Source organism: Mesorhizobium monacense (assembly GCF_056781675.1).
On the sequence record NZ_CM165567.1, the window covers coordinates 3,006,853 to 3,030,176 of the forward strand.

Here is a 23,324-nt window from a genome sequence, read left to right on the forward strand (position 1 = left end):
TCCCTATCAACTAACGCTGTCCGGCAGCGTCTCCTCGCGCCGCGCAATGAAATCCGTCAGCCCCTCGGCGATGCCCTCGTCGAGCTTCGGCTCCTCATAGTCCGCCAGCATGTTGCGCGCCTTCTCGCGACCGCGCGTGTCATGGTCTTTTGCGCCTTCAGCCTTCCACTGTTCGTACGAATTGAAGTCCATGATGCTGGGTATGAAGAAGGCCGACTCGAAATGTTCGAGCGTGTGCTGGGTGCCGAGGAAATGACCCTGCGGCCCCACCTCGCGGACGGCCGCCATGGCCTCCTTGAAATCGTCGAACGGCAGCCCGCCGGCATATTTGTACCAGCCAACGAGCTGCTCGCAGTCCGTCGCGAATTTCGAATAGCCGCAGCTCAAGCCGGCCTCGAGCCATCCGGCGGAATGCCAGATGTAGTTGGCGCCGGAAAGGATAGCGGCATGCATCAGCATGTTCGCCTCGTAGCCCGCCTGGGCGTCGTTCAGCTTCGACCCGACATGGAATCCGGACGTGCGCCACGGCAGCCGGTATTTCCGCGCCAGCGCCCCCATCAGATACATCATCTGGGCAGCTTCCGGCGTGCCGCCCATCGGCGCGCCGGTCTTCATGTCGACCGTCACCATGAACTGTCCGTAGATCTGCGGCGAACCGGGACGCAGCAGCTGCGTGAACGCGACGCCGGCCAGCGCTTCGGCATTGACCTGCGCCACCGCGCCAACGGCTGAGGCCGAAGTCGAGGCGCCGCACAGCGCGAACGGGGCCAGAATCAGCGGCTGGTTGTGGCGCGCATAGACCTTCATCGCGTCCAGCATGGTGGCGTCCCAGACCAGCGGCGAGTTGCAATTGGTGATCGACACCAGAACCGAATTATCGCGGACATAATCCTCGCCGAACACGATGCCTGCCATCGCCATCGTGTCTTCGGCTCGTTCCCTGGACGTGACGATACCCATGAACGGCTTGTCGGAATGCTTCAGCGCTGAATGGATAATGTGGAGGTGACGCTTCGGCACCGCAATTTCCATCGGCTCGCAGATGACCGAGCTCGACGTGTGCAGCGCCGGCGCCATGTAAGCGAGCTTGTGGAAATTATTGAGGTCGGCGAGCGTGCCGTAGCGCCTGTTGTTGTCGAGGTCGCGCACGTAAGGCGCGCCGTACATCGGCACGAAGATGGAGTTGTCGCCGCCAACCCGCACCGTACGCTGCGGATTCCTCGCATTGAGCGTAAACTCCGACGGGACCTTCGAGACGAGCTCCATCAGAAGCGCGCGATCGATCCGGACCCTTGTCTCCGAGACGTCCGCGCCCGCTGCCTTCCAGAGTGCAATGGCCTCGTCATCACGGAACTCGCAGCCGACCTCTTCGAGGATCGCGAGCGACTCCTGATGGATCAGCTCCACCGCCTCGTCCGGAACCATTTGATACACCGGAATTTTACGGACCAGGGTCGGAAAAGACGCCATGGGAATTCCCCGCAGCACCTTGCGCCCCAGGCGGCCACCCGCTCGACGGCTGGCAGGTTCGGTCACTTCAACGGCCGGTGAGTTCATGGCAAGTCCATCCTCCCTGAGCCCGTCAACTTAGCGAGACGAAATATGACTGTGACGCTGGAAAAACCTGATCGCTTGTATAAGCTCTGCTTATGCGAAGCCTGCGCCACCTCCTGCCCTCGGCCGGCAGCCTGATCGTCTTCGAGGCGGCCGGGCGGCTGTCGAGCTTCACCGCCGCCGGGCGCGAGCTCGGCATGACCCAAGCCGCCGTCTCCTACGCGGTGCGCGGGTTGGAGGAACAGCTCGGCGCCAAGCTGTTCCAGCGCCGCCACCGGCAGGTCAGCCTGACCGAGGCCGGCGAGCGCTTCCATGCCGACGTCTCGCTCGGCCTGTCTCACATCCGCAAATCGGCGGAAGATCTGCGCCTGCAGGCGACGGGCGGCCATGTGACGCTTGCCGCGTCGACCGCCTTCGGCTCGTTCTGGATGATGCCGCGCCTGCAGCAGTTCCGCGACGAATTGCCGGGCATCGATCTGCGCATCCAGACCGCTGACCGCGACCTCGACATCATCGCCGAGGGCATCCCGCTCGGCGTGCGCGGCGGCGAACCCAAGGAATGGCCGGAGTACCATTCGCTGCCGCTGGCCGACGAGGAGATCTTCCCGGTGGCCGGCGCCAGCTATGTGGCGAAGTTCGGCCTGCCGAGGACCGTCGCAGACCTGGCAACGCACCGTCTCATCCACCTGGAGGAGCCATATCGGGAGGCGGCGAGCTGGGACGAATGGTTCCAGTCGGCCGGCGCCAGGCTCAGCGATGCCGGGCGGGGCCTGCGCATCAACGACCACGCGTTGGTGATCCAGGCGGTCATGGAGGGGCAAGGCATCGCGCTGGGATGGCGGCACTTGGTCGAGCGGCTCCTGGCATCCGGACTGCTGGTGCCGGTGACGGATCATGTGATGAAGACCGGCACGAGCTTCCACATCATCTGGCCGAAGAACCGCGAGCTCAGCGACAACGCCCGCAAGGTAAGGGACTGGCTGGCCGCGCAGGCTTGAGGTGTATGCTGGTCCACCCAATCGCGTGAATCTCCCCTCCCGCAAGCCCCACGAATCCGCCTATAGTGCTCTGATGCCCATTCGCCAGCTCTCCGAAACGATGATCAACCAGATCGCCGCCGGCGAAGTCATCGAGCGTCCGGCGAGTGTGGTCAAGGAGCTGGTCGAGAATGCGCTCGATGCCGGTGCTTCCCGCGTCGAGATCGTCACCGCCGGCGGCGGGCTGAACCTGATCCGCGTCACCGACGACGGTTCGGGCATCCCCGAGCAGGAACTGGCGCTGGCGATCGCGCGCCACTGCACCTCCAAGCTCTCAGAAAATATCCACGACATCCGCTCGCTCGGCTTCCGCGGCGAGGCGCTGCCCTCGATCGGTTCGGTGGCGCGGCTGTCGATCCGCTCGCGCACGGCATCAGGCGACAGTGCCGCCGAGATCGGCATCGAAGGGGGCCGCGTCTCGACGGTCAGGCCGGCGGCGGCCAATCGCGGCACCACGGTCGAGGTGCGCGACCTGTTCTTCGCCACGCCCGCCCGGCTCAAATTCATGAAGGGCGAACGCGCCGAAAGCTCGGCCACCAGCGACGTGGTCAAACGCATCGCCATTGCCTTCCCGTCCGTGCGCTTCACGCTGGCCGGCTCCGACCGCTCGACACTGGAATTGCCGGCGACCGACGACAGCCCCGAGGGCCGGCTTGCCCGTGTCGCGCAAGTGATGGGCGCGGATTTTCCCGACAATGCGATCGCCATCGACGCCGAGCGGGAAGGCGTGCAGCTTTCCGGCCATGTCTCGATCCCGTCCTTCAGCCGCGCCAACGCGCTGCAGCAATATGCCTATGTCAACGGCCGGCCGGTGCGCGACAAGCTGATCGCCGGCGCCATTCGCGGCGCTTTCGCCGACGTGCTGCCGCGCGACCGCCATGCGGTGACCGTGCTGTTCCTGACGCTCGATCCGGGAACCGTCGACGTCAATGTCCACCCGGCCAAGGCCGATGTGCGCTTCCGCGATCCAGGTCTGGTGCGCGGGCTGATCGTCGGCGGCATCCGTGAGGCGCTGGCCAATGCCGGCATCCGCGCCGCGACCACCGGGGCGGCCGGCATGATGGCAGCGTTCCGGCCGGGCGCTGCCAGCTATTCGCATCCCGGCCCGGCCAACGGCCACCGCAGCTACGATGCAGCCTACCGCGCCTCGGGCTTTTCCGGTTTCGACCGCTCTGCGCAGCGGCCGCTCGACATGGGGGTTGAGGACGGTGGAAATGGGGGGTTCCGCGAGAACGATCAGGCTGCGTTCGATGCCGGGCCGCTCGCCAGCGCCGACGCGCGCGCCGGCCTGGACGAAGCGGCAGAGACGCTGCTCGGCACGGCGCTGGGGGCGGCGCGGGCGCAGGTGCATGAGAACTACATCGTCGCCCAGACCAGGGATTCACTCGTCATCGTCGACCAGCACGCCGCGCATGAGCGGCTGGTCTACGAAGCTTTGAAGAATGCGCTGCATTCGCGCGCCGTGCCGTCGCAGATGCTGCTCCTGCCGGAGATTGTCGACCTGCCGGAAGAAGATGCCGAGCGGCTGGCCATGCATTCCGAGACGCTTGCCCGCTTCGGCCTCGGCGTCGAACGCTTCGGGCCGGGCGCTGTCGCGGTGCGCGAGACGCCGTCGATGCTGGGCGAGACCAATGTCCAGCAGTTGGTGCGCGACCTTGCCGACGAGATCGCCGACAACGACACGGTGGAGACGCTGAAAGGCCGGCTGGACAGGATCGCCGCGACCATGGCCTGCCACGGCTCGGTGCGCTCCGGCCGCCTGCTGAAGCCCGAAGAGATGAATGCACTGCTGCGCCAGATGGAGGCGACGCCCGGCTCCGGTACCTGCAACCATGGCCGGCCGACCTATATCGAGCTCAAGCTTGCCGACATCGAGCGGCTGTTCGGCAGGCGGTGACGGATCAAGCTTGTGCCGCCGGCGCAGCCCCCTCTCTCGCCGCTTCGCGGCCACCCCTTCCCCTCACATCGTAGGGTGAAGAACCCAAGCTCTCCGAGGTCGCCTCGTGCAGCGGATCGTCATTCTCGGAAATGCTCGAAGCGGCAAATCAACCCTGGCAAGGGAAGTGGGCGAACGGTTGAAATTGCCGGTCGTGCATTTGGACAGGTTGTTCTGGGGGCCGGGCTGGAGCAAACCTCAAAATGAAGTCTTTCGTGAACGCGTCAGCGAGGCCATCTCTGGTGACGGCTGGGTGTGCGAGGGAAACTATTATCGGCAGACTTTCGATCTGAGGCTGCCCCGCGCCGATCTCGTCGTCTGGCTCGACACCCCACGCATGACCTGCCTGAGCCGAGTCATATTGCGTAGCGCATTGAACCAGCCTCGGCCTGACCTTGCGGCCGGATGTCGTGAGAGGCTGGACAAAGAGTTTTTGGCGTTTCTGCGCTACATCTGGAATTTCGACCGTGACAGTCGACCGCTCATCGAGCAGGAACGTCTGGCGAGGGGGCACTGGTGCCGGTGATCAACTTGCGTAGCAGCCGTCAGATATCCGACTTCGTAAGCTCACTTGCTCGCCAGCCCTAGTACAGCAACCTTCTACAACCCTCTGATTTACCTCTTCAAATTCACCACGATCACACCGCCGAGCGCTAGCACACCGCCGATGATGCCGAGCAGGGTCGGCACTTCGCCGAGCCAGAAGAAGCCGATCAGGGTCGCCACCGGCGAGACCAGATAGAGGAAGTTCGAGGCGCGGGCGGCGGGCAGACGCGACAGCGCTGTCGCCCAGGCGGCGTAGGCGATCAGGCTCGGCACGATGCCGAGGAAGATGACGGCGCCAAGACCGGCAGTGTCGGCGACCGCGGCCTGCGAGAGCGCGTTGGGCAGGAAGGGCGCCAGGCAGAGCGCGCCGAGCACCATGTTGGAGGCGGCGATGGTCAGTGGATGGTGACGGGCAAAGAGTGGCTTCTGGACGATGGTGTTGACGGCCGAGCACAGGGCCGAGCCCAGAACCAGCAGCGCGCCGGTGTTGAAATGCAGGCCCTGCCCCTCGCCCATGGCGATGATGCCGATGCCGGCGAAAGAGATCGCCGTGCCGAGCCAGGCCAGGCCGGAGAAGCGCTCGCCAAGCAGCGCCATCGCCATGATGGCGGTGAAGATCGGGCTGACATTGATGATGAAGCCGGCGGCGCCGGCCGAAACCGTCAGCTCACCGAAATTGAGCATCGCCGTATAGAGCGCGACGAAGATGGCGCCGCCAAAGCCGAAGCGCCACAATTCGTCGACCTTCGGCAGCGCCGGGCGCTTGACGGCGAGGAAGATAGCGGCCGGCACGGCGGCAATGGCGAAGCGCAGCGCGCCGAGTTCGAGCGGGTCGAAGGCGGCAAGGCCGGCGCGGATGGCCGGAAAGGCGGAGGCCCAACCCACCACGGTGAGGGCCACCGCGATGACCGCCGTGGTGTCCATGCGCTGTGTCGAATTCAACGTGCCGGTATAAGCGCTCATCTGACCGTCCTCGCGATTCAATTGCATGATGTACAGAAACGCTATTGCCGGCCGGTTGACAAACGAGCAAATCGAGGGTCACCTGTGAGCATGGATCACAGCTCAGAACCGATGCTGCCGCTCGAGACCTTGCGCGCCTTCGACGCGGCGGCGCGCACCGGGAGTTTTTCAGCCGCCGCCGAAAAACTCAACCTCACCCATGGTGCCGTCAGCCGGCAGATCGCCAAGCTGGAGGACTGGCTGGGGCTGAAAGTGTTCGATCGCGGCGCGCGCGGCGTGTCGCTGACGATCGAGGGCAATCGTCTGCATCTCAGGACCACCGAGGCCTTCGCGCTGATCGCCAGCAATTCGGACCGCTGGGTCGAACCGCGCGGCACCGCCGTGGTGCGGCTGACCTCGATCCCCTCGGTCAGCGGCCTGTGGCTGATGCCGCGCATGGCCGCGCTTGAGAGCCACCCGACCAAACTGCGCATCGTGCTCGATGTCGACAACCGCCAGGCAGATCTCGCCGACGAGGGCATCGATCTGTCGGTGCGCTGCGGGCGCGGCCGCATTCCGGGCCGTGTCTCGGTGCAGTTGTTCGAGGAGCATGTGTTCCCGGTCGCCTCGCCGGATCTGGCTAAGGAGATCGGCAGCGGCGACCCTGCCCGGCTGCTCAAATTCCCGCTGATCAACGATTCCGACGCGTCCACATGGCGCGCCTGGTTCGCGGCGCAAGGCGTCGACTATCGCCCGCGCCCGCACGACCGCCGCTTCGAGGATTACAATCTGGTGCTCGATGCCGCCGCGCATGGGCTGGGCATCGCACTGGCGCGGCCGCCGCTAACGCAGGACCAGCTGAAGTCGGGCCGTATCGTCGCGGTTGACGACCGCGTCGCGCTCAATCCGATTTCCTACTGGCTCGACCGGCCTGTCGGCCGCCCGCGCGCCGCCGCCGCCGACCTTGCCCGGCGCATCGCGGCGCAGGCCGGACTGGCGCTGGAAAAGATCGAGGCGTTCATCGAGACCGAGGGCTAGCGAAGCACCATCAGCACAAAACTGACGACAGCGCGGCCGCTACCGGCTGCGATGGCCCGGGCGCGCCGGTGCCGGCGGTGCGACCAATGCCTTGACCAGCGCTGTCCTCACCGGATCTGCCTTCGCCGACGGCAGAGCCTCCGGAGTCAAGACTTCCCGCAACAACGATGTCAGGTGGGCAGAGGAAATGTCCATGCCGGTCCCCGCTAGAGCGGTTCATCGTTTAACGGAAACGCAGAACCGCACTATCTCTTCGTTTTGACGCAATTCCGGACGGAAAACCCGTTTCACACTTTTCCTGGAATTGCTCTGGCAGTATCCGGTCGGACAATAGGGCATCAGCATTGCGTCAAGCTTGACCTTGCCGGCAATTTATGGCGATGACATCCTCATGAACCTTGGCGCCACCCCATGATGAACCGTTTCGAAGGCCCTGGTGGCAAGGAAGCCCGGATTCGCTATCTCGATGGCGACTTCCAGGTCACCAGCCCCGGCGCGTTCGTGCGCTGCTCGGTGACCGGCGAGAGCATCCCGCTCGACGAACTCAAATATTGGAGCGTCGCCAGGCAGGAGCCTTACGCAAACGCCACCGCCTCGCTGCGGCGTGAGATCGAAGCGAATCCGGATCTGCGCACCCGGCGGTAACGCTCTTAGTCGAACTCACCCTCTCAACTTCCGCTGCCGCCATGCATCCAGCGTCTCGTCGATGATGCGCTCGGGCACGTGGTCGAGCTCGAACACGGTGTCGATCTCCAGCACGTCGAGCTGATCCAGGAACCCAGCAGGCGCGGTGCCGTGGCGCAACCTTGCGGCGTCCTTGGCGGTGGTGACGAGGCGAAGCCCTTCGCGGCGTGCGGTCGCCGCCAGTTCGGCAAGCTCGTCCTCGCCATAGAAATGATGATCCGGAAAGGCCCTCGAGAGCACCGCCTCGCCGCTGGCGGCGCGAAGCGTGTCGAAGAATTTTTCGGGATGGCCGATACCGGCGAAGGCCAGGAAGCGCCCGCCGGCAAAGCGGTCCTTACCCCGAGGCTCGGTATGCGCCTCGAAGATTGGGCGGCCGGCGCGCGCTGCCTGGCGCACCACCGCATCGGCCGCTATGCCCTCGCCCATCTTGAGCAGCGCGCTGGTGAAGACCAGCTGGTCGACGATGTTTGCCCTCAGCGGCCCGCCGGGAATGACGCGGCCATTGCCGATACCGTAGCGCGTGTCGACGACGACCAGCGCAAAGTCGATATGGATGCGCGCGCTCTGGAAGCCGTCGTCCATGATGAGGAAGTTACAGCCGTGCTTCTCGATGAGCAGCCTGGCGCCCGCCGCACGGTTCGGCGTCACTGCGACCGGCGCATGTTCGGCCAGAAGCAGCGGCTCGTCACCGACATGCTTGGCAGCGTCGTGATGCGGATCGACGACATGCGGCTGCGCGAACGAGCCGCCATGGCCGCGCGACAGGAAACCGGGATTGAGCTGCATGCGTTTGGCCTGCCTGGCCAGCGCGATCGCCACCGGCGTCTTGCCGGTACCGCCGACTGTGAAATTGCCGACGCACAGCACGGGTGCCTCGACCTTTTCGCGCGGCGCACGGCGCATGCGGCGGCCGGCGACAACGGCATAGGCGGCCGACAGCGGCGACAGCGCCAGCACGCGCCAGTCCGGCTTTTCCCACCAGAAGGGCGGCGCCTCGGAGGTCACGCTACCTCCCGTTGGCGCCCTTCAGGCGCGACTTGACGACCAGCGGCTGGATGTAGGGCTCCAGCGACTTCAGCGTGCGCGCAAGCGCGCCGCGCATCTCGTCGACGGTCGCCACACCGGCCGCCATCATCTCATAGCGCGCCGCCTCGTTGGTCAGAAGGAAATTGACCGCGCCGGCCAGCATGTCGCGGTCGCGCACGAGTCTCGCGCCGCCGCTGTCGAGCAGCCGCTGATACGCCTCGCGGAAATTCTGGACGTTGCGGCCGGCGAGCACCGCCGTCTCCAGCATCGCCGGTTCCAGCGGGTTCTGGCCGCCCTCGGAGGTCAGAGAACGGCCGACGAAGGCGATCTCCGTCAGCCTGAGGTAAAGCCCCATCTCGCCGATCGTGTCGCCGAGCAGGATGTCGGTGTCGGCGGTGATCCTGTCGCCCTTGCTGCGCCGGGCGAGCTTCAGGCCCATGCCGGAAATCTGCGTGGCCAGCGCCTCGGCGCGGTCGGGATGGCGCGGAACGATAATCGTCAGCAGGCCGTGATGGCGCCTGTGCAGCATGGCGTGGACTTCGGCCGCCACCACTTCCTCGCCGTCATGGGTCGAAATCGCCGCCCAGGTCGGCCGCTCGCCGATCTGGCGCTTCAGCGAGGACAGCGCCCGTTCGTCGAACGGCGGCGGCGCGGTGTCGACCTTGAGGTTGCCCGACACGGTGACCGGCCGGGCGCCCAGCGAGCGGAAGCGCTCGCCGTCGACATCCGACTGGGCGACGACATGGGCAAGGTTCTCGAACAAGGCCTCGGCGATGTTGGCGCGTTTCTTCCAGGAGGTGAAGGAGCGGTCGGACAGCCTGCCGTTGACCAGCACCTGCGGCACGCGCCGCGCGCCGAGCTCGAGCATGGTCATCGGCCAGATTTCCGATTCGGCGATGATCGCCAGATCCGGTCGCCAATGGTCGAGGAAACGGCTGACCGCCGGCTTGAGATCGAGCGGCACATATTGGTGGATGATGCGGTCACCAAGCCGCTCGTCGGCAACTTGCGCGGAGGTGACGGTGCCGGTGGTCAGGACGATGTTGACGCCGTAGTCGAGGATGCTCTCGACCAGGGGAATGACGGCGAGGGTCTCGCCGACGCTCGCCGCGTGGATCCAGATCATCGGCCCTTCCGGACGCGAACGACCGGCGACGCCGTAGCGCTCGCGCCGGCGGACACGATCTTCCTTGCCACGGGAGGTGCGCCAGGCGACGTAGGGCCCGATCAGCGGATAGGCGGCGGCGCCCGCATAGCGGTAGGCCGACAGCATGGCGCGCGCCCAGCGCTCGCTCACTTCGGGCCGTCCACGAGGCGGTAGGCCTCGGCGGTGGCGGCGTTGAGCGAGGCGGTCAGGTCCTGGCGCTTGCGCTCCATCTCGGCATCATCGGCATTGGCCGGCACCTGTACCGGCGTGCCGAGCACGATCGCGCAACGACCGAACGGCAGGTTGATGGTGGTCTTGTCCCAGCTCTTCTCCAGCACCTTGCGGCGGCTGGTGGCGATGGCCGCAGGCATGATCGGGCGGCCCGAGAGCCGCGCCAGCAGAACGATGCCGAGCCCCGCGTCGCGCGGCGTGCCGTGGGGTATGTCTGCGATCATGGCGACGTTCTTGCCGGCCGTGAGCGACTTTTTCAGGGCAATCAGCGCCTTGGCGCCACCCTTGTCGAGATGCCTGGTGCTGTCACGTCCGCCGGAGCCGCGCACGGCCTCGATGCCAAATCTCTCGAGCATCAGCGCGTTGAGCTCGGCATCGGCACTGCGCGAGACCATGGCGACCAGCCGCCGGCCCTTGGGATAGTAGGCCGGGGTGAGCAGATGCTGGCCGTGCCAAAGCGCGATGATGCCGGGTTCCAGATGCGCATAGGCGCCCCCGGCGACATGCGCCGATCCGTCAACCATGCGATTGGTCAGGCGTACAAAGCGCACGAACTGCGCGAGCAGGCCGACAATGACGCTCTTGACGAATCGCGACTGCGCCAGCGGTTCGCGGACCCTGCGCCAGAAGGCTTTGGTGGCTCGGCTGCCGCCACGGCCCGCCTGCGCGGCCTCGGTGGCCGGCGCTTTCGCCGCATCATGGTCCATGGAAATCAACCGACGACCTTGCTGTCTGGGTCGAGCAGCCGATGCAGGTGAACGACGAAATAGCGCATATGGGCGTTATCGACACTGGCTTGCGCCTTGGCCTTCCAGGCCGTGTGCGCGGATTGATAGTCGGGGTAGATGCCGACGATGTCGAGCCCATCGAGGTCGCGGAATTCGGTTCCGCCCAGCTTTTTCAGCTCGCCGCCGAAAACCAGGTGCAAAAGCTGTTTCTTTCCGTCTTCCGCGGCCATGTCGGTCCTTCACATATCGTGAGTTTGCAGAGGTCTAGACCAAAGCCGCCGACTTTGGAACCTTTGATGATGGTTAACTGTCCAGCCCGGCAATGACACCGGCAAGCACGGCAAGCAGCGCGCCGCTGCCGGCGGCGAGCGCGCCGTGGCGAATCACCTCGCCGGCATAGCGCGGCCGCTCGCCATGCCGGTCGAGCAAGGCGCCACCCGCCTCGTGCAGGATGAGATCGGCGGCGGCGATGTCCCAGTCATGCGCGCTCGGCTTGACGAAGGTTGCATCGAGGCGGCCATTGGCGACCATCGCCAGGCGGTAGGCGAGCGACGGAATGTAGGTCACGCGGTTCAGCCGGTCCTGCCACTCCGCCGGCATCAGGTCGACCAACGGCTTCGGCCCGCCAATCTCTACCTTTGCCGCCGGCTGGCGCACGGCAATGCGACGGCCATTCAGAAACGCGCCTTCGCCAGGCAGCGCCCAATAGGTTTCTTCCATGGCCGGGCATTTGAGCACGCCGGCAAGCGTGCGGCCGTCCTCGACCACGGCAACGCTGACGCACCAGGAGCGCAGGCCTTCGAGGAAGCCCCGCGTGCCGTCGATGGGATCGACGACGAAGGTGCGGCGCGCGAGAAGCCGTGCCGGATCGTCGGCGGTTTCTTCCGACAGCCAGCCATAGTCAGGCCGTGCCGCAAGCAAGGTCTTGCGCAGATAGGCATCCGCTGCATGGTCGGCTTCGCTGACCGGCGACGTGCCGCCCTTCATCCAGACCTGCGGGTTGTTGCCGAAATAGCGCATGGCAATGAGGCCGGCCTCGCGGGCGGCGTCGCGCAGCAGGGCCAGGTCCTCGCGAGCCCCGGCCGATGTGACCGTATCAGGCGCCGGCAAGGGTCATCCCTTCGATCATCAGCGTCGGGGCCGCGGTGCCGAAATTGCGATCGAGATCGCTGGCCGGGACCATGTTGAGGAACATCGTCTTCAAATTGGAGGCGATGGTCACCTCAGCGACGGGATAGGAAAGTTCGCCATTCTCGATCCAGAATCCGGACGCGCCGCGGCTGTATTCGCCGGTGATCATATCGACGCCCTGGCCGAACACTTCGGTGACATAGAAGCCGCTTTTCAGCGACTTGATCAAATCTTCCGGCGTGCGTTCGCCCGGCTCGATGGCGAGATTGGTCGAGGATGGCGAGACGGAGGAGCCGCTGCGCGATCCGCGTCCATTGGTGGTCAGGCCGAGCTCACGCGCGGCCGAGGTCGACAGGAACCAGTGGTTGAGCACGCCCTTTTCGACCATCAGCAGCATCTTTCCCTCGACGCCTTCACCATCGAAGGGGCGCGAGGCCTGGCCGCGCCGCCGCAACGGCTCGTCGCTGACGGTGATCGCGGCCGAGGCCACCTGCTTGCCCATCATGTCGCGGAGGAAGCTGGTCTTGCGCGCCACGGCGGCGCCATTGATGGCGCCGCCGAGATGGCCAGCGATCCCGCGCGCGACGCGCGGATCGAACACGACATCGACCGGCCCGGTTGCCGCCTTGCGCGCGCCGATGCGGCGTACGGCGCGCTCACCGGCCTTGCGGCCGATATCTTCGGGTGCGTCGAGATCGGAAAAATGCTGGTGCGAGGAGTACTCGTAGTCGCGCTCCATGCCTGTGCCCTCGCCGGCAATGACGCTGGCCGAGCGCGAAAAGCGCGAGGCGACATACTGGCCGACGAACCCATGCGAGGTAGCGAGCACCAGCCCGCCGAGCCCAGCGCCGGCGCTGCTGCCGGACGAGTTGGTGACGCCCTTGACGGCAAGGGCTGCCGCTTCCGCCGCAAGCGCCGCCTCCTTCAGTTCATCGGCCGAAACCTCGGTCGGGTCGAACAGATCGAGGTCGCGCGGCTTGCCTGCCAGCAGGGCCGGATCGGCGAGCCCCTGATAGGGATCCTCCGGCGACACCTTGGCCATGGCGACCGCGCGCTCGGCCAGCGCCTTCGGATCGGACGCTGCGGTCGCCGACACGCTAGCAACCCGCTGGCCGACGAACACGCGCAGCGAGACATCCTCGCTTTCGGACAATTCGGTGGCCTCGACCTTGCCCAGCCGCACCGACACGCCGGCCGAGCGGCCGCGCACCGCGACCGCATCCGCGGCATCGGCGCCGGCGCGTTTGGCGGCCTCGACCAGGGCCGCGACGCGGTCAGTCAATTTCGCTGCGTCGAGCGTATTGGTCATGCGTATCAATCCTGCTTTTTCTGCCGGCCTGGGAGGAAGCCACTGGCCACCATCTATTGGTCCGCCGTGGCTTGTACAATGGGAAACGCGGCAATCAAAAGGCAAGGCAGCCGGTTCAGAGCGCCAGCCACGCCGATCTCGCCTTTCCGGTCTCGCCGAAAAGGTTTCGCGTCCTAGGAAGAAAGGACTATCAGAAGCGATCCGCCGCAAAAGGAGCAACGCGCGCCGCATCGCCGCGTCCGGCGATCAGATCGGCGACCAGCCGTGCCGTGATCGGCGCCAATGTCAGCCCGAGATGGCCATGGCCGAACGCGTGGACGACGCCAGGGCTGCGGCGCGAGAGCCCGATGACCGGACGCGAATCGGGTAGTGACGGCCGGAAGCCGAGCCATTCGGATGAAGGCTTGCCAAGTTCTGGAAAGAACTGGCGGACACCGCGGTCGAGCAGCGCCAGCCGGCGCGGATTTGGCGGCGCGGCAAGGCCGCCAAGCTCGACGGTGCCGGCAACACGCAGGCGGCCGGCCATCGGCGTCATGTAGAAGCCGAGATCGACGGGGCAGACTGGCCGGTTGAGCAGCGGCGCATCGGTCGAAAATTCCAGGTGATAGCCGCGCTCGGTCTCGAGCGGAACGCTGTCACCGGCTTGTGCGGCCAAGCGCGCGAGCGTGCGCCGGCGGCGATGACCACCGTCTTTGCCTTGCTCCGGAAACCCGGACCGCTGAGTTCGACGCCGCCGGCGCCGACCCGCAGGCCGGTCACTTCGGCCCTGGCCAGCGATGCGCCGCGAGCGGTTGCCGCGTCGAACAGCCGGCGCATCACGATGCTCGGATCAGTGACATTCAGCGAGTCCGGAAAGTACAGGCCACGGGCCTCGAGCGCCTGCAGGCGGGGCTCCAGCACGGCTACCTGTTGTGGTGTCAGCACCTCCTGATGGACACCAAGCTCAGCGCGCAAGGCGAGGCCCCCGGCGGCAGCGGCAAAGTCGCTCTCGCGGCGGTAGAGATAGAGGCAGCCATTGCGGCGCATAAGGTCCTGCAGGCCGGCCTCCTGCACCATCTCTCCCCAGGCCGGCAAAGCCTCGGACAGCAAACCGGCCAGAGCCAGCGCATTGGCGCGGGTGGCTCGGGGCAGCGACTGCCTTACAAAGCGGACCAGCCATGGCGCCAGCTGGAAAAGTGCGGTCCAGCGCAGCGCAAACGGGCTGTCGGGATCGAGCAGCAGTTTCGGCAAGGCGCGCAGCACGGCCGGGTTGCCGACCGGCATGCAGGCATATTCGGCGATCGTCCCGGCATTGCCGAAGGAAGCGCCGGAGCCCGGTTCGTTGGGATCGATGAGCAGGACCTCGCGCCCTTCGCCAGCAAGCCGCAGCGCCGTCGCCAACCCGACAATTCCGGCGCCGACGATGGCGATCTCGACTGTTTCGGATGCGGCCACGACCGACCCCTCAGACGAAGCCAGGCAGTTGCAGATGACCCGCCGCAAGCAGCTCAGCCATCGTGCTCAGCGCCATGCGCAAATCGTCAAGCGAGCGTGCGGCGCCAACATTGATGCGCACCCCATGCTGTACCGGCTCGCGGCCGACGGCGAAGGCATCGCCGGGCAGCACGGCAACGCCCCGCTGCAGGCAGGTGCGGGCAAAGCCGGCGCCGCGCCAGGGTTCGGGGAGCCGCAGCCAGGCATGGGTCGAGGTCGGATGGGTCTGGACATCGAAGCCGCCGAGGATATCGCCCAGCACCGCCTGACGCTGGCGCAGCTCCTGCTTCTGCGCCTCGATGATGCGCGTCGCCGTCCCCTCCTCCAGCAATTGCGTGCCGATCAGGGCCGCCATCGGGCTGATGCTCCAGCAATTGATGCGCAATGCGGCCGCAACCTGGCCGGCGATAGCGCGCGGCGCAATGACGAAGCCGAGCCTCAGCCCCGGCGCGATGCATTTCGACAGGCCGCCAATATGGACCGTCAGCTCCGGCTCGAGGCTGGCCAGCGACGGCGGCGGATTGTCGGCCAGCGGACGATAGACGTCGTCCTCGATGATCAGCACGTTGTGGCGGCGGGCGACTGCGACCAGTTCGTTGCGGCGTTCGGCGCTGAGCGTGATGGTGGTCGGGTTGTGCAGTGTCGGCACCAGGAAGACCGCGCGGGGCCGAAGTTGCCCGCAGGCGGCATCAAAGGCGTCCGGCCGCATACCGCCGCGATCCATGGCGACGCCCCTGAGATCGAGCCCATGCACCCGGCAGAGCGCATTGATGCCCTGATAGGTGACCTCGTCGGCGAGCACGACCTCGCCCTGCTTGGTCACGGCGCCAAGCACGCAGTCCAGCCCGTGCTGGGCGCCCGCCGCCAGCACGACCCGACCGGGGTCGCCGTCGCCGGCCACCGGCCGCATCCATTCGGCAATCGCCGCTCTCGCCCACAACGGTCCTTCCGGCGGATGGTAGTCCTGCAGCGTGGCGTAGTGCCGATCTTTCGGCAGGCGCGGTAGGAGCTGCGCCAGCGCGTCGAGATAGGCTGTCGTCGCCGGCCGGTTGACCGACAGATCGACGACGCCGCTGTCGTCGCTCGGGGCCGAGACAAAGCCCGGCCTTTCGCCGGCATCGCGAGCGGCGACGGTCGTGCCGCGCCCCGGCCGCGCCTCGAGCAGACCGCGTTCCTGCAGGGTCGACAGCGCCCGCGTCACCGTGGTGACGTTGATGCCCAGCGCCCGCGCGATTTCGCGCTGCGGCGGCAGCCGGTCGCCCACGGCAAGCGTGCCGGCAGCGATCCGTTCGGCGATCGCATCGGCAAGGCGGCGATAGACCGGACCTTCATCCGAGGCGAGTTGCAGGTCTTGAAGCATGCGGATTGGCGGATTCGGAATGTTTGAGACGATTGGCATCTAGCATAAGACAATGCGCCGGACAATAGCACTTGTCTGATGCAAAAATCAAAATCCGGCAGCCGAAATCTCACACAATTGCGAAAAAAGCCGCTTGACGGGGAAACTTGTCTGCATCTATGGTTCATTAACCACCAATTGTGTGAGCATACAAGTTTGGTTCGCCGCCCTTATGCGGCCAGCGCCCCGCGAGACCGAGACATGCAGCGCAAGCACCATTTCGCATCGACCAGCGGCCCTGGCGGCTACACCGCGGATTTCCGCCGGTGACCGCCGCCGCGACAACCCGGCCAGCCGGCAGCACCGCCTCGGCACCAGCAGCCAATGCCGACACCAAGGGCTTTGTCGAATTCACCGACGTCGAAAAATCCTATGACGGTCGCACCTTTGCGGTAACGCGGCTGAACCTCAGCGTGGCGCGCGGCGAATTCCTCACTTTGCTCGGCCCCTCCGGCTCGGGCAAGACGACGACACTCAACATGCTTGCCGGTTTCGAGCGCCCGACCAGGGGCGTCATCACGCTGGAAGGCCGTTCGGTCGACCGGCTGCCGCCCTATGAACGCAACATCGGCATGGTGTTCCAGAATTACGCGCTGTTCCCGCACATGACGGTGGAGGAGAACGTCGCCTTCCCGCTCTCGGTGCGCAAGATCGAGAAGGCCGACATCACCACCCGCGTCAGCCGCGCGCTGGACATGGTGCGGCTCAAGCAGTTCGGCGACCGGCGGCCGACGCAGTTGTCCGGCGGCCAGCAGCAGCGCGTGGCGCTGGCGCGCGCGCTGGTGTTCGAGCCGAGCCTGGTGCTGATGGACGAACCGCTCGGCGCGCTCGACAAGAAGCTGCGCGAGCACATGCAGCTCGAGATCAAGCAGCTGCACACGATGCTTGGCGTCACCATCGTCTATGTCACGCACGACCAGAGTGAGGCGTTGACGATGTCGGACCGCGTCGCCGTGTTCAACAATGGCGGCATCGCCCAGCTCGGCTCGCCCGACGACCTCTACAACACACCGCAAAGCTCGTTCGTGGCGAGCTTCATCGGCGAGAACAACACGCTGGCCGGCAAGGTCGAGCGCGTGGTCGGCAAGGAATGCCGCGTCGTGCTGGACGGCGGCGGCGCGATCACCGCTTTAGGCATCGGCGTCGCCGAGGGTGGCGCATGCCATGTCGCCATCCGCCCCGAGCGGCTCGGCCTGGCGGCCGCAGCGCAGGCCGGTAACAGGCTGACTGCCACGGTCGACGGCCGCATCTATCTCGGCGACCACCAGCGCCTGCTGGCCAGGCTCGAAAACGGACAGGTGCTGACCGTCAAGGTCGGCCCCGAAGCGACCATGGCGAATGGGGAGACGGTGGTGGTTTCCTGCGCGCCCGGTGATTGCCGCGCCTTTCCGGCCGATGCCGGAAAGGGCGGATCGATATCAAAAACAACAGGGGAGTAAGATCACATGAAAATCACCAAGACCTGGCTGCTCGCGCTCGCGGCGGCCACTGCCTGGATGGCGATCGGCCATGCCGCCGTCGCCGACGAGCTATCGATCATGGCCAGCGGCGGCGCCTGGCAGGACGCGCAGCGCAAGGCGTGGTTCGAGCCGTTCACCAAGGAGACCGGCACCAAGATCGTCGAGCAGGAGTATCTCGGCGATCTCGGCAAGGTCAAAGCCATGGTCGACACCGGCAACGTACCGATCGACCTGGTGACGGTGGAAACCGCAACCGTGCTGCAGGGCTGCGACGCAGGCATCCTCGAGCGGCTCGACTATTCCAAGATCGCCCCACGCGACAAATTCCTCGAGGGCTCCGCGCTCGACTGCGGCGTTGGCCTTGACGCCTATGGCGACGTGCTGGCCTATGACCCAACGGTTTTGAAGGAAGCGCCGACCTCGGTGCTCGACCTCTTCGACACCGCCAAATTCCCGGGCAAGCGCGCCATGCGCAAGTTCCCGGCGCAGAACCTCGAATGGGCGCTGATGGCCGATGGCGTCGCGCCCGCCGACGTCTACAAGGTGCTGGGCACGCCCGAGGGCGTCGATCGCGCCTTCAAGAAGCTCGACACGATCAAGAAGGACATCGTCTGGTGGGATGCCGGCGCACAGCCGCCGCAGCTCCTGGCTTCCAAGGAAGTGGTGATGACCACCGCCTGGAACGGCCGCATCCAGAACGCCATCGACAAGGACGGCGCGCCATTCAAGATCGTCTGGAACAACCAGATCTTGGAATACGACATGATCGCCATTCCGAAGGGCGCCAAAAGCCCGGATCTCGCCTACAAATACCTTGCCTATATCAGCCAGCCGGAGAACAACGCCAAGCTCGCCAGCTACATCACCTACGGACCGGTGCGCATCGATGCGGCGTCCTTTGTGGCCGCCGATGCCTTGCCGAAGCTGCCGAACGCTCCCGACCATCTGAAGGGTGCCTACCTCGTCGCCGACACCGAGTTCTGGGGCGACTATGGCGAGGACCTGGTCAAGCGCTTCAACGCCTGGCTTGCGCAGTAGAAGGCGATGACGGCGATCCCGCCCAGCGAACTTGACCGGCCCGCGCTGGCCCGCGGCCGGTCAGCCGCCGATGCCGACCTCAGGTCGGTGTCGGCGGCGATCCGGCGGGCCGAGTTCGGCGACCGGCTGCGCTCGCTGGCGCTGGCCGCACCGCTGCTGGTGCTGCTGGCACTGAGCTTCGGCATCCCGATCGTGCTGTTGCTGTCGCGCGCCGTCTATGACCCGACGATCGCCAATGCCCTGCCGCAGACGTCCCAGGCGCTCAGCGGCTGGAGCGGCAGCGGCCTGCCCGACGATGCCGCGTTCCTGGCTCTGGCCGCCGACCTCAGGGACAACCAGGCCAAGGGCACGGCCTATGAGCTTGCCAAGAGCCTGAACGCCCGCCTGCCCGGCGCGCGCAGCCAGGTGCTGAAGACGGTGCGCCAGCTCGAAGGCGCCGGCGACAAACCGCCGCTTGAGGTGGTGAAATCCGTGCCGTTCTGGTCGCAGCCGGGTACATGGCCGGCGATCGCCAACGGCACCCACGCCGTGACCTCGTTCTATCTGCTCAGCGCGCTCGACCTGCGCTGGAATGCCGATGGCTCGATCGAACGCGTGCCACGCGAACAGGCGATCTTCCTGCAGGTGTTCATGCGCACCTTCTTCGTCGCGGCGGCGGTGACGCTGGCGACACTCTTGCTGGGCTTTCCACTGGCCTACCTAATCGCCAGCGCGCCGAAGGGGCTGGCCGCCATCCTGATCGTCGCGGTGCTGCTGCCGTTCTGGACTTCAATCCTGGTGCGCACGGCGGCCTGGACGGTGCTGCTGCAGAAATTCGGCCTGGTCAACGACCTGCTCCTGTGGCTCGGCGTCGCCGACGACCGGCTCGACCTGATGTACAGCCGCATCGGCCTGATCATCGCCATGACGCATATCCAGCTGCCGTTCACGCTGCTGCCGATCTACAGCGTCATGCGCACCATCCCGCCCTCGCAGATGAAGGCCGCCTATTCGCTGGGCGGGCGGCCGTTCACCGCGTTTCGCCGCATCTACCTTCCGCAGGTCTTTCCGGGCGTCATGGCAGGATGCCTGCTCACCTTCATCCTCTGCCTCGGCTACTACATCACGCCGGCGCTGATCGGCGGCGCCAGCGACCAGCTGATCAGCAACTTCATCGCCAACTACGTCAATGTCGAGCTGAACTGGGAGATGGCGGCTGCGCTCAGCTTCATCCTGCTGGTGTTCACGCTGGCGCTGTTCGGCATCTTTGCCCGCATCCTCGGCCTCGACCGGCTGAAACTCGTATAGGAGCCTAGGCCATGATGCTGTCTCCCTATCCGACCACCGGCGAGCGCATCCGCATCGGCCTGCTTTGGCTGTGGTGCGGGCTGGTGATCCTGTTCCTGCTGGTGCCGATCCTCATCCCGGTGCCGTTGTCGTTCAACAGCGGCTCCTTCTTCATCTTCCCGCTCGAAGGGATTTCGACGCGCTGGTACGAGGTCGTGCTCGGCACGCAGCGTTGGCAGTCGGCGATCGGCAACAGCCTGCTGATCGCCTTCGGCACGACGCTGATCGCTACCATACTGGGCACGATGACGGCGATCGCACTCGCCGACGAAAAATTTCCCGGACGCCGCATCGTCATGCCGCTGCTGTTGTCGCCGCTGATCGTGCCGGTGGTGATCACCGCCGTCGGCTCGTATCTGTTCTACGCGCGTGTCGGCCTTGCAAGCACCTATGCCGGCATCATCCTGGCGCATACTGCCCTTGCCAGCCCCTTCGTCGTCGTCACCGTGGCGGCGAGCCTAACCGGCTTCGACCGCAATCTGATGCGCGCCGCCGCCATCTCGGGAGCCAAGCCGGTGCGGTCGTTCTTCAAGGTGATGCTGCCGCTGATCCTGCCTGGCGTGCTGTCAGGCGCAGCGTTCGCCTTCGTCACCTCGTTCGACGAGGTTGTGGTCGTGCAGTTCCTGGCCAGCGCCAACCAGCGCACGATGCCGCTCGAAATGTTCATTGGCTTGCGCGAAAAACTCTCCCCGGCAATCACCGCCGCCGCGACGCTGATGATGGGGCTGTCGATCGTCCTGCTGGTCGTCGCCAATATTCTGGCGCGGCGTGGCCAGAAGCGGCCAGGCTGAGGGGCGCCTAAGCTGCTAGGGCGTGGACTTATGAACCGCAGCCCGCCGAGGCACAACCTGCGGCTCTCACCGAGTAGGACCCAGACGGGTCCGCCAACCCTTCTACTCTCCGACTATGGACACGCCGGTGGGCGAGCTGAGGTGATCGGATCGGCATGACGAAGGACGATCCTCCACGCGCCTTGCTCCCGTCGGAATATGGTGGTGACCCGAAGCGCAATCGGCACCAGTTTGTCGTCACTACCGACCTTGGATCGGAACCGCTCTACCTCGATGATGTACCCCAACTCCGCCGTCGCGTACTCGGAGATGCGCTCAAAGCCGGTGGCCTCACCGCCCCGAAAATTGGTGGCAGCCCGTTCCATGGTCGTGGCGACCTTTTCCCAACCCTTCGCCGGCGGGCCGAACGGATTAGCGATAATGACGTCATCCCGTCGCGAGTAGAGATCCTTCAGAGGTTCAGGATCGCCCTTCACGAAAGCATCCAAAGCCAGATGATCCTGCTCGATAAATTTCGTTAGGTCAGAGGCTAACATCTTAGCGCCCTCAGGTGATCGGAAAGAGAAAACTTTATCCGAAAAGTCGGGTCCCCGCTCGCGCTATCTCGCTTCTTGGCGCTTCCGCCAGCCGTTGATGAGTTCACGCCCTAGCAGAACGACGCCGAACCTGCGGCGTTCTTCAGGCGACCGGAGTCCAGATCACGTCGTCGATCCTGAGCGCGCCGGTGGCGAGCATGACCAGCCGGTCGAAACCAAGTGCCGAGCCGCTCGCCTGCGGCATGATGGCGAGAGCCGCGAGAAAATCCTCGTCCAGCGGGTAGCGTTCGCCATAGACGCGCTCCTTCTCGTCCATTTCGGCGGCAAAGCGCCGCCGCTGCTCGGCCGGATCGGTGAGTTCACCAAAAGCGTTGGCGAGTTCAACGCCACAGCAATAGAGCTCGAAGCGCTCGGCAACGCGAGGGTCGGCGACGCTCGGCCGGGCGAGCGCGGCCTCCGAGATCGGATAGCCGTAAAGAATGGTGGCCCGCCCCTGCCCCAACGCCGGCTCGACCTTTTCCACCATCACCCGGCTGAACAGGTCGGCCCAGTTGTCGTCGGGCGCGGTGCGCAAGCCTGCCTTGACCAGGGCGTCATGCAGGGCGGCGCGGTCGGTGCTGCCGTCCGCGGCGACCGTGGCGAGCAGGTCGATGCCGGCATAGCGCGAAAACGCGTCGGCGACGCTCAGCCGCTCCGGCTCGGCAAATGGGTCGGCCTCGCGGCCACGAAAGCGAAAGGCTTTGGCACCAGCACGCTCGGCCGCCAGCGCCAGCAGCGCGGCGCAGTCGGCCATCAGGCTCTCATAGGTCTCGCCGACCCTGTACCATTCGAGCATGGTGAATTCGGGATGGTGCAAGGGCCCGCGCTCGCGGTTGCGCCAGACAGAGCCGAGGCTGAAGATGCGCTGCTCGCCAGCGGCCAACAACTTCTTGCAGGCGAATTCCGGCGAGGTGTGGAGGTAGAGCGGCGAGCGTACGGCGTCCGGCCCGATCGCCTGCGTGGCGAAGGCCGACAGATGCGCCTCGTTGCCGGGCGAAACCTGCAGCGCCGCGGTGGTGACTTCGATGAATTCGCGCCCGGCGAACCAGTCGCGCACGGAGGCAGCGATCGCATTGCGCTGGATCAGCCGTGGCCGGCGGTCGGCGTGGACATCTAGCGTCCACCAGGGCGAAGCTTGCGTCATCGGGATCAGGTCATGAGCGAAATTGCAGAGAAGACTGGCGGTTGCGGCCAAGATGCGCTAGGGCGCAGCGGACGGCTGCTTCAGCCGATTTTGCATCAGGCAACGCTTTCGGGCCAACGAACCCGAACGGGCCAAGAACTCGAATAGGATTGTCCCCCGTGGTGAAGGTCATCGCCAGTTCCCTACGCAAAGGCAACGTCGTCGATAAGGACGGCAAGCTTTATGTGATCCTCTTTGCCGAAAACATCCACCCTGGCAAGGGCACGCCCGTGACCCAGCTCGACATGCGCCGCATCGGCGATGGGGTGAAGGTTTCGGAGCGCTATCGCACCACCGAGCAGGTCGAGCGCGCCTATGTCGAAGAGCGCGAGCACACCTTCCTCTACAGCGACGGCGAAGGCTTCCATTTCATGAACCCCGAGAGCTACGACCAGGTCGCGGTTTCGGAAAGCGTGGTCGGCGACATGGCGCCCTACCTGCTGGAAGGCATGGCGGTGCAGATCTCGCAGTTCAACGGCATCGCGATCTCGCTGGTGCTGCCGCAGCGCGCCGCCTTCGAGGTTGTCGAGACCGAACCGGTGACCAAGGGCCAGACGGCATCCTCATCCTACAAGCCAGCCTTGCTTTCCAATGGCGTGCGCACGACCGTGCCACCGCACATCAGCGCCGGCACCCGCGTGGTGGTGATGACGGCCGACGGCGCGTATGTCGAGCGCGCCAAGGACTGAGGCGCGAGGCCACCCTTAAAGCGCGTCGCGTTGAAGCGGATTCAGTCCACGCGCTTTAGGTTATGCATGTCGTTATCCCAA

General features: G+C 65.7%; 21 protein-coding genes and 1 pseudogene. 10 read left to right on the plus strand and 12 right to left on the minus strand.

Features of this window, described 5'->3' with window-relative positions:
- Nucleotides 1-6: 6 nt before the first annotated feature.
- Nucleotides 7-1,557 carry a trimethylamine methyltransferase family protein gene (locus AC1RUK_RS14480; RefSeq protein ID WP_481835077.1) on the minus strand — a complete coding sequence of 517 codons (1,551 nt, stop codon included), beginning with the start codon at nucleotides 1,555-1,557 and terminating at the stop codon, nucleotides 7-9.
- 92 nt (nucleotides 1,558-1,649) lie between these two features.
- Here AC1RUK_RS14480 and AC1RUK_RS14485 point away from each other — a divergent pair, with 92 nt between their 5' ends.
- From AC1RUK_RS14485 to AC1RUK_RS14495, 3 genes are all read left to right on the plus strand, one after another.
- Entirely contained in the window at nucleotides 1,650-2,552 is a 903-nt protein-coding gene (locus AC1RUK_RS14485) for a LysR substrate-binding domain-containing protein (RefSeq protein ID WP_481835076.1), read from the plus strand.
- A 73-nt stretch (nucleotides 2,553-2,625) separates the two neighbouring features.
- A complete protein-coding gene (mutL, locus tag AC1RUK_RS14490) occupies nucleotides 2,626-4,488 on the plus strand; it encodes a DNA mismatch repair endonuclease MutL (RefSeq protein WP_481835075.1) in 1,863 nt (620 codons plus the stop codon).
- A gap of 106 nt (nucleotides 4,489-4,594) precedes the next feature.
- The gene (locus AC1RUK_RS14495; RefSeq protein ID WP_481835074.1) at nucleotides 4,595-5,053 is read left to right on the plus strand and encodes a P-loop NTPase family protein; all 459 of its coding nucleotides are present in this window, start codon (nucleotides 4,595-4,597) and stop codon (nucleotides 5,051-5,053) included.
- A gap of 89 nt (nucleotides 5,054-5,142) precedes the next feature.
- On the opposite strand, the gene AC1RUK_RS14500 is transcribed toward AC1RUK_RS14495, so the two are convergent.
- Complete coding sequence (locus tag AC1RUK_RS14500) at nucleotides 5,143-6,036, minus strand: DMT family transporter (protein WP_481835073.1); 894 nt, start codon at nucleotides 6,034-6,036, stop codon at nucleotides 5,143-5,145.
- A gap of 90 nt (nucleotides 6,037-6,126) precedes the next feature.
- On the opposite strand from AC1RUK_RS14500, the gene AC1RUK_RS14505 reads away from it, so the two are divergent.
- Both AC1RUK_RS14505 and AC1RUK_RS14510 read left to right on the plus strand, forming a co-directional pair.
- Nucleotides 6,127-7,053, plus strand: a complete 927-nt coding sequence (locus AC1RUK_RS14505) for a LysR substrate-binding domain-containing protein (protein WP_481835072.1) — start codon at nucleotides 6,127-6,129, stop codon at nucleotides 7,051-7,053.
- 411 nt (nucleotides 7,054-7,464) lie between these two features.
- Entirely contained in the window at nucleotides 7,465-7,698 is a 234-nt protein-coding gene (locus AC1RUK_RS14510) for a DUF2093 domain-containing protein (RefSeq protein WP_481835071.1), read from the plus strand.
- Between the two features lie 15 nt (nucleotides 7,699-7,713).
- Here AC1RUK_RS14510 and lpxK read toward each other — a convergent pair whose 3' ends face one another.
- The 8 genes and pseudogenes from lpxK to AC1RUK_RS14550 form a co-directional block, all read right to left on the minus strand.
- Complete coding sequence (gene lpxK / locus AC1RUK_RS14515) at nucleotides 7,714-8,742, minus strand: tetraacyldisaccharide 4'-kinase (RefSeq protein WP_436174434.1); 1,029 nt, start codon at nucleotides 8,740-8,742, stop codon at nucleotides 7,714-7,716.
- Nucleotide 8,743: 1 nt separating this feature from the next.
- Nucleotides 8,744-10,060 (minus strand): lipid IV(A) 3-deoxy-D-manno-octulosonic acid transferase, encoded by a 1,317-nt coding sequence (waaA, locus tag AC1RUK_RS14520; protein ID WP_481835070.1) that lies wholly within the window; start codon nucleotides 10,058-10,060, stop codon nucleotides 8,744-8,746.
- Nucleotides 10,057-10,848, minus strand: coding sequence for a lysophospholipid acyltransferase family protein (locus tag AC1RUK_RS14525; RefSeq protein ID WP_481835069.1), 792 nt, complete (start codon nucleotides 10,846-10,848; stop codon nucleotides 10,057-10,059). Before AC1RUK_RS14525 ends, waaA begins: the two co-directional genes overlap by 4 nt.
- A 5-nt stretch (nucleotides 10,849-10,853) precedes the next feature.
- Entirely contained in the window at nucleotides 10,854-11,099 is a 246-nt protein-coding gene (locus AC1RUK_RS14530) for a DUF4170 domain-containing protein (protein WP_436174431.1), read from the minus strand.
- 73 nt (nucleotides 11,100-11,172) lie between these two features.
- Nucleotides 11,173-11,979: a 3'(2'),5'-bisphosphate nucleotidase CysQ gene (locus AC1RUK_RS14535; RefSeq protein WP_436174430.1), complete on the minus strand. Its 807-nt coding sequence runs from the start codon at nucleotides 11,977-11,979 to the stop codon at nucleotides 11,173-11,175.
- Nucleotides 11,966-13,309 carry a TldD/PmbA family protein gene (locus AC1RUK_RS14540; protein WP_481840282.1) on the minus strand — a complete coding sequence of 448 codons (1,344 nt, stop codon included), beginning with the start codon at nucleotides 13,307-13,309 and terminating at the stop codon, nucleotides 11,966-11,968. Before AC1RUK_RS14540 ends, AC1RUK_RS14535 begins: the two co-directional genes overlap by 14 nt.
- 190 nt (nucleotides 13,310-13,499) lie before the next feature.
- Nucleotides 13,500-14,743 (minus strand): annotated as a pseudogene (locus AC1RUK_RS14545) (NAD(P)/FAD-dependent oxidoreductase).
- Between the two features lie 10 nt (nucleotides 14,744-14,753).
- Nucleotides 14,754-16,142: an aminotransferase-like domain-containing protein gene (locus tag AC1RUK_RS14550; protein ID WP_481835067.1), complete on the minus strand. Its 1,389-nt coding sequence runs from the start codon at nucleotides 16,140-16,142 to the stop codon at nucleotides 14,754-14,756.
- A 305-nt stretch (nucleotides 16,143-16,447) separates the two neighbouring features.
- On the opposite strand from AC1RUK_RS14550, the gene AC1RUK_RS14555 reads away from it, so the two are divergent.
- Genes AC1RUK_RS14555 through AC1RUK_RS14570 form a run of 4 tightly spaced genes read left to right on the plus strand, consistent with a single transcriptional unit; the run spans nucleotide 16,448 to nucleotide 20,796 of the window.
- Nucleotides 16,448-17,620 (plus strand): ABC transporter ATP-binding protein, encoded by a 1,173-nt coding sequence (locus AC1RUK_RS14555; RefSeq protein ID WP_481835066.1) that lies wholly within the window; start codon nucleotides 16,448-16,450, stop codon nucleotides 17,618-17,620.
- Between the two features lie 6 nt (nucleotides 17,621-17,626).
- Nucleotides 17,627-18,679 (plus strand): ABC transporter substrate-binding protein, encoded by a 1,053-nt coding sequence (locus AC1RUK_RS14560; protein ID WP_481835065.1) that lies wholly within the window; start codon nucleotides 17,627-17,629, stop codon nucleotides 18,677-18,679.
- Nucleotides 18,680-18,685: 6 nt separating this feature from the next.
- Nucleotides 18,686-19,966: an ABC transporter permease gene (locus AC1RUK_RS14565; RefSeq protein ID WP_481835064.1), complete on the plus strand. Its 1,281-nt coding sequence runs from the start codon at nucleotides 18,686-18,688 to the stop codon at nucleotides 19,964-19,966.
- Nucleotides 19,967-19,977: 11 nt separating this feature from the next.
- Nucleotides 19,978-20,796, plus strand: a complete 819-nt coding sequence (locus tag AC1RUK_RS14570; RefSeq protein ID WP_481835063.1) for an ABC transporter permease — start codon at nucleotides 19,978-19,980, stop codon at nucleotides 20,794-20,796.
- 113 nt (nucleotides 20,797-20,909) lie between these two features.
- Here AC1RUK_RS14570 and AC1RUK_RS14575 read toward each other — a convergent pair whose 3' ends face one another.
- Both AC1RUK_RS14575 and epmA read right to left on the minus strand, forming a co-directional pair.
- The gene (locus tag AC1RUK_RS14575; RefSeq protein ID WP_481835062.1) at nucleotides 20,910-21,332 is read right to left on the minus strand and encodes a YybH family protein; all 423 of its coding nucleotides are present in this window, start codon (nucleotides 21,330-21,332) and stop codon (nucleotides 20,910-20,912) included.
- Between the two features lie 142 nt (nucleotides 21,333-21,474).
- Complete coding sequence (epmA, locus tag AC1RUK_RS14580) at nucleotides 21,475-22,515, minus strand: EF-P lysine aminoacylase EpmA (protein ID WP_481835061.1); 1,041 nt, start codon at nucleotides 22,513-22,515, stop codon at nucleotides 21,475-21,477.
- Nucleotides 22,516-22,673: 158 nt separating this feature from the next.
- On the opposite strand from epmA, the gene efp reads away from it, so the two are divergent.
- Nucleotides 22,674-23,243 (plus strand): elongation factor P, encoded by a 570-nt coding sequence (gene efp / locus AC1RUK_RS14585; RefSeq protein ID WP_436174426.1) that lies wholly within the window; start codon nucleotides 22,674-22,676, stop codon nucleotides 23,241-23,243.
- The last annotated feature ends 81 nt before the right edge of the window (nucleotides 23,244-23,324 follow it).

Excerpts from the sequence above, each read along its gene's own strand:
- AC1RUK_RS14480 (WP_481835077.1), bottom strand. The coding sequence starts at position 1,557 with ATGAACTCACCGGCCGTTGAAGTGACCGAACCTGCCAGCCGTCGAGCG.
- AC1RUK_RS14485 (WP_481835076.1), top strand. The coding sequence starts at position 1,650 with ATGCGAAGCCTGCGCCACCTCCTGCCCTCGGCCGGCAGCCTGATCGTC.
- mutL (WP_481835075.1), top strand. The coding sequence starts at position 2,626 with ATGCCCATTCGCCAGCTCTCCGAAACGATGATCAACCAGATCGCCGCC.
- AC1RUK_RS14500 (WP_481835073.1), bottom strand. The coding sequence starts at position 6,036 with ATGAGCGCTTATACCGGCACGTTGAATTCGACACAGCGCATGGACACC.
- AC1RUK_RS14505 (WP_481835072.1), top strand. The coding sequence starts at position 6,127 with ATGGATCACAGCTCAGAACCGATGCTGCCGCTCGAGACCTTGCGCGCC.
- AC1RUK_RS14510 (WP_481835071.1), top strand. The coding sequence starts at position 7,465 with ATGATGAACCGTTTCGAAGGCCCTGGTGGCAAGGAAGCCCGGATTCGC.
- AC1RUK_RS14525 (WP_481835069.1), bottom strand. The coding sequence starts at position 10,848 with ATGGACCATGATGCGGCGAAAGCGCCGGCCACCGAGGCCGCGCAGGCG.
- AC1RUK_RS14530 (WP_436174431.1), bottom strand. The coding sequence starts at position 11,099 with ATGGCCGCGGAAGACGGAAAGAAACAGCTTTTGCACCTGGTTTTCGGC.
- AC1RUK_RS14540 (WP_481840282.1), bottom strand. The coding sequence starts at position 13,309 with ATGACCAATACGCTCGACGCAGCGAAATTGACTGACCGCGTCGCGGCC.
- AC1RUK_RS14550 (WP_481835067.1), bottom strand. The coding sequence starts at position 16,142 with ATGCTTCAAGACCTGCAACTCGCCTCGGATGAAGGTCCGGTCTATCGC.
- AC1RUK_RS14560 (WP_481835065.1), top strand. The coding sequence starts at position 17,627 with ATGAAAATCACCAAGACCTGGCTGCTCGCGCTCGCGGCGGCCACTGCC.
- AC1RUK_RS14565 (WP_481835064.1), top strand. The coding sequence starts at position 18,686 with ATGACGGCGATCCCGCCCAGCGAACTTGACCGGCCCGCGCTGGCCCGC.
- AC1RUK_RS14570 (WP_481835063.1), top strand. The coding sequence starts at position 19,978 with ATGATGCTGTCTCCCTATCCGACCACCGGCGAGCGCATCCGCATCGGC.
- AC1RUK_RS14575 (WP_481835062.1), bottom strand. The coding sequence starts at position 21,332 with ATGTTAGCCTCTGACCTAACGAAATTTATCGAGCAGGATCATCTGGCT.
- epmA (WP_481835061.1), bottom strand. The coding sequence starts at position 22,515 with ATGACGCAAGCTTCGCCCTGGTGGACGCTAGATGTCCACGCCGACCGC.